Origin of the sequence: Flavihumibacter stibioxidans, assembly GCF_014332695.1 — a bacterium.
Classification (GTDB): domain Bacteria; phylum Bacteroidota; class Bacteroidia; order Chitinophagales; family Chitinophagaceae; genus Flavihumibacter; species Flavihumibacter stibioxidans.
In genome coordinates, this window is record NZ_MBUA01000009.1 from 1 (window position 1) to 5,370 (window position 5,370).

The 5,370-nt window shown below is 39.8% G+C and carries 3 protein-coding genes; all 3 read right to left on the reverse strand.

Features of this window, described 5'->3' with window-relative positions:
- Nucleotides 1–1,303: 1,303 nt before the first annotated feature.
- The gene (locus tag BC349_RS07085) at nucleotides 1,304–1,900 is read right to left on the reverse strand and encodes a hypothetical protein (protein WP_187256066.1); all 597 of its coding nucleotides are present in this window, start codon (nucleotides 1,898–1,900) and stop codon (nucleotides 1,304–1,306) included.
- Nucleotides 1,901–2,146: 246 nt separating this feature from the next.
- The gene (locus tag BC349_RS07090; RefSeq protein WP_187256067.1) at nucleotides 2,147–2,851 is read right to left on the reverse strand and encodes an NHL repeat-containing protein; all 705 of its coding nucleotides are present in this window, start codon (nucleotides 2,849–2,851) and stop codon (nucleotides 2,147–2,149) included.
- A 225-nt stretch (nucleotides 2,852–3,076) separates the two neighbouring features.
- A complete protein-coding gene (locus BC349_RS07095; protein WP_187256068.1) occupies nucleotides 3,077–4,081 on the reverse strand; it encodes an AlbA family DNA-binding domain-containing protein in 1,005 nt (334 codons plus the stop codon).
- Nucleotides 4,082–5,370 lie beyond the last annotated feature (1,289 nt).

A 5,370-nucleotide genomic window follows, 5' to 3' on the forward strand; every position in this document is an offset into this window, starting at 1 on the left:
TTTCTCAGGCCGGCTTTGCACCTTACTCTTTGTTTAGATCTTCTGTGCTATTCATTTTAACCACCACCAAACAACTCGACGATATTACGGACACCAACAGAGAGCTATTTTCAACTTAACTCGAAGCATTTGTGTATCCGGGCCAGGTTGATCAATTTCTATTACTGAATCAGTATGTGTCCCGCCCGGCCCACTTCCCTAACCGAACTGCAGAAAATAATTGGAGTACAAATACCTATCCACAAACTAAAGCGACCTCTGTTGACCAACCCTTACTACACAATTTTGAGTACCGGGTTAAATGACCGCCAATTATTTTGACTCCAATTTGCCGGCCTGACAGAGTGTGTCACCTACAGAGCTGTTGCCGCGCAACTGCCCGGTGATTCTAAACCTGCTCCAACAGTCGGAGTGACAAGTGGAGGGTGTCAGTTAACGTTGACGTATTTGTATTGCCAGGGCCATTACTAACGTCCCGCCCGGCTCAGCCGATATATTATTTACTAAAGTCCATATTTATAACCAAAAGCTCAATTGAAACCGTGACAAGCCTGGACCGCTGCTCATCATTGATCTACAGCCGAAGTTCCAATGTACCGCCCTGGTAATTCAAATACACGTGTTATGCGAATGGTTACTGGACCCTGCCTATACACTAACAGCCTGCTGAACAATTCATCAGAGATTCACCCCAGTTGTAACCTTTGCACTTCCAGAGTAACTGCAGGAGCTATTGTCCAAAGTTTTGTTTCCAGCTCTTTTGCACCCAACCTTACACCGCGCTTTGGTATGGCAGTAGCGGAGTGCGGTGTTTTTGTGTCCTATTGATTGTCTCTGTTTCCTAATCGCCCACCTTGCCTAACCACGGAAATGCTGCACACTCAACACGCGGTGTAACACAACAGTCAGGCACTTTCCATCCGGGGGTATCGTGCGCCCGATACTGTTATAAGTTCGATAGCAATGTTAAACCGAATGCTGCCCACCTGGCTATTTGTTTTGCAATTTACAACCTAAGACCCCGACACGCCCAGACTGTTTCACCAATATGGCATTACAGAGTGTGTGCAAAGTGCGAAGCCATTTCGCATAACGTTTCGGGATTTGGCTTGCCAGGGCCATTACTAACGTCCCGCCCGGCTCAGCCGATTTATTTATTTACAAATGTTCATATTTATAACCAAAAGCCCAATTGAAACCGTGACAAGTTCGGGCCGATGCTCATAAATGATCTACAGTTGAAGTTCCAACGTCCCGCCCTGGTAAGTCAAATGCCCTTGTTAGCGGTTCGTTGTTTTAATTTCTATATTTCTAATGTTTCTGGTAGTCCATAAATTTTACTGTCGCTTATATTTTTTATAACGATTAGCAACTCGTCTTCTCTTCGTTTACTCAATGCCATTCCTCTGTCTGCTAATTCTGCCCAAGGTTCTGTCGAGCTATATATGCTGTTCATTATTGCTGCTTCAAATCGTGCTCTCTCCCTTTTGTCAGGAATTTGAGCAACAAAAACCCTAAACGATTTTAACTGTTCTTCTACGGCACTTAAAATTTCTTCTTTTCGGTCGTTAAATTCTTCTCGATGTGTCCTTGCGTATGACCAACCGTGCCAAATTTCTACTCGTCTACCTTGTTCTGCTTCATTTACGTTAAACACAGTATAGTTACCACTTTGATATTCTAATGTATGTTGTCTAAATCTTTTTTTAGTTGAATTTGTTATTCCTGCACAATAAATCAAGTAGCCGTTTTTATATCGAAATGTCCAAAGATAGATACCTTCTGTGTCAGGAATTGGGTCAAGGTTATTCAGATTTTCGTAACCTGTCCACGAAAATGGTCCTTGCCATTCTATTTCTCTAACTTCAATTTTTATTATGTCAGTTTGTTGTAATTCCACATTTAGTTTGTATTTCTTTTGAGGGTCGTTCTACAATGACCGCTAACGTTGACGTATTGGCGAAGGCAGGGTCATTAATAACGTCCCGCCCGGCCAACAGATATATTATTTACAAAAGTTCATATTTATAACCAAAAGCCCAATTGAAATCGTGACCAGTCTGGACATATGCTCATCAATGATCTACTGTTGAAGTTTCGTCGTCCCGCCCTGCTTTAGCCAATACTTTTGTTAGCGGCTGGCAATTTAATTTGTGTCGTTTTCAAGTTCATATATTCCGGTGTCTGTTACTATAAAAGTTCCAATCGGAGTTTCTTCATACTGCCATATTCTTTCTTGAAAGGTCATTATTAAATCCATCTTTTTAGTCTGTGTGTCAACTTTAAATAGTTTGTTGTTTCCCATATTTGGTATAAACAAATTATTGTCCTTAATAAAAATACTTTCGGGATAACTCAATGGCTCACAATTGTCGTCCCAACTATATTCGCCAATTTTAAACACTTCTTGTTTGTCGGTTAAGCTCACTTGCGCAACAGTTTGTCCTGTCGGAAAAGCAAGCCATAAATAGTCAGGTTCTTGATATTTGATGTCATAGATTGGATGTCCTTCTCCAACTTCAATGTTCCAATTCAAAATTAAATTTCCCAAACTATCAAAGCCATAAATTGTCCCTTCTTGATATGTGCAAAAATAAATGTCTCCATTTTTTCTTTTTGTAATTCTGTAATGATGGACTTTGCCAGGCAGAACATGTTCTATCTTTTTATAAGTTTCTCCAGCAATTGCTTTTGCAAAATATTCTTCGTCAACTTGTCTTACCATTTTTGAATTGTCAAAGGCATAGAAATCTGGATTTGCTCCGTTGTTCCAACTGCAAATTAAAATTTCTCTTTGTCCAACGTCAAAGTTTGCTGTCCCACCAATATCTGTAATCTTTGTCAGTTTCACGATGTCTGTATTTGCTAGCCGCTAACGTTCAAGTATTGGCGAAGGCAGGGCCATTACTAACGTCCCGCCCGGCCAACCGATTTATTTATGTACAAATGTTCATTTATAATTACAATAGCCTAATAGAAATCGTGACAAGTCTGGGCCGCTGCCCATCATTGATCTACTGATGAAGTTCCTTCGTCCCGCCCTGCTTTAGCCAATATTATTGTTGTGTGAAGTACTTTATTTTTTCTTTTTAAGTTTTTGTTGTTCTTTTTGAAATTTCGAATAATCTGATTTACAATTTCTCAAAAAGTCACCCTTTTTAAGTAATCTATTAATGACAGGCACTAAAGCTTCTGAATATTTATGAATTGGATTTGATTTTTCTCCTAGTCTTATTTCAGTATGGTACCTTTTATCTCCTTTAATTTCTAGTTTCCATATTATACATTGAAGATCATGTGGATTTAAATTCAACCTATCTTTTATGTCTTTGGCGAGTAGAGGATATAACTTATCAGATTCAACTACTATACTTGGATCTACTAATCCTTCAATATCTCCAACTAATCTTAAAGTTGGTAAGCCTTCTTCTTCACTTTCAACAAACTTTCCTTTTTGGATAAAGTTTAATTTATCAACAATACTTTTATCAAGTAATATTTTACCGTTTCCGACACTTATTTCACCTTTATATGTGTCAAAAAGGCTTACGTTATTCGGACCAATTTGAGCTATTTTTTGGATATGTTGCATCCACATTAATTTTTCCTTTTCTTTTTCTTTGTCAAGCAAATTTTTAAGTTCTGCAAATTCAATTTCTTTTGTCTCTGCTCTATAACGATAGTAAATAGCTCCTTCTCTCAATAAATTATCTTTGTTTTTAGAACAAATAATTGGCTTATTTTCCGATTCAAATACTGCTAATTGGCCAAATTCCTTTCCATCAAATTCTAATATTTGTTGACTCCATTCAATTTCTTGAGAAAAATATTCTCTTATTATTCTATCAATTTTTCTAGGGTCAATTTCAATCCACTTCTTGGTTGAAATACCAATTGGAGTGTGCGGAGAATCTTGAATACCAAATATTATTTGACCACCTTTATTATTTGCCATTCCAACTAATGACTTGGCATACTTTATTAAGTTATCTCCTCCTTGAAATGACTGTTTATATTCTAGATCAAAAGATTCGCGTCTTTTTATGTAATTTCTTTTATCTAATTCAAATATAAAGTTCATAATTAGTCAGACAGTTTAACTGTATTTCACACAACGTTCAGGTATTTACGCAAAGGCGGGCCATAGTTGATGTCCCGCTGGGCCAGCCGCCTGATTATTTATTTAAAGTTCAATTGTTTATTCCAAAGCTATATTGAAACCGTGACAAGCCTGGCCCAGTGTTGATTCATATTCCACCGCTGAATTCCACCGGTCCCGCCCGCCTTGCGGAAATACCCTGTTAACTGACGCCCGGTTTCTTTCAGCAGGTTGCCGGTTTCTCAGGCCGGCTTTGCACCTTACTCCTTGATTAGATACTCTGTGCTATTCATTTTATCGACGACAAAACAACTCGACGATATTACGGACACCAACAGAGAGCTATTATCAACTGAACTCGAAGCATTTGTGTATCCGGGCCAGGTTGATCAATTTCTATTACTGAATCAGTATATGTCCCGCCCGGCCCACTCCTTTTCAAGAACTGCAGAATACAATTGGAGAACAAATAGCTATCGACAAACAAAAGCGACCTCTGTTGACCAACCCTTATTAAACAATTTTGAGTACCGGGTTTTATGACCACCAATTATCTTGACTCCAATTTGCCGGCCTGACAGACTGTGTCACCTACAGAGCTGTTGCCGCGCAACTGCCCGATGGTTCTAAACCAGCTCCAACAGTCGGAGTGGCAAGTGGAGGGTGTCAGTTAACGTTCAGGTATTTACGTCAGGGCGGGCCATAGCTGATGTCCCGCTGGGCCAGCCGCCTGATTATTGATTATTTGTTCAATGTCTTATTCCAAAGCTATATTGAAACCGTGACAAGCCTGGCCCAGTGCTGATTCATATTCTATCGCCGAATTCCACCGGTCCCGCCCGCCTTGCGGAAATACCATGTTAACTGACGCCCGGATACTTTCAACATGATGCCGGTTTCTCAGGCCGGCTTACAATCATACTTTTGAATAGACCCTCTGGACTATTCATTTTAGCGACGACAAATCAACTCCACGATATTACGGGAACCAACAGAGAGATATTTTTTACTGAACTCGAAGCAATTGTTTCTCCGGGCCAGGGTGACTTATTTTCATCACTGAATGAGTTGGCGTCCCACCCGGCCCACTCCTTTTCACGAACTGCAGAAAATAATTTAGTACAAATACCTATCGACAAACTAAGCAACGACAGACGACCAACCCTTACTACCCAATTTCATGTATTGAATAATATGACCACACAATTTTTGACTCCAATACGCCGGCCTGACGGAGTGTGTCACCTACGGAGCTGTTGCCGCGCAACTGC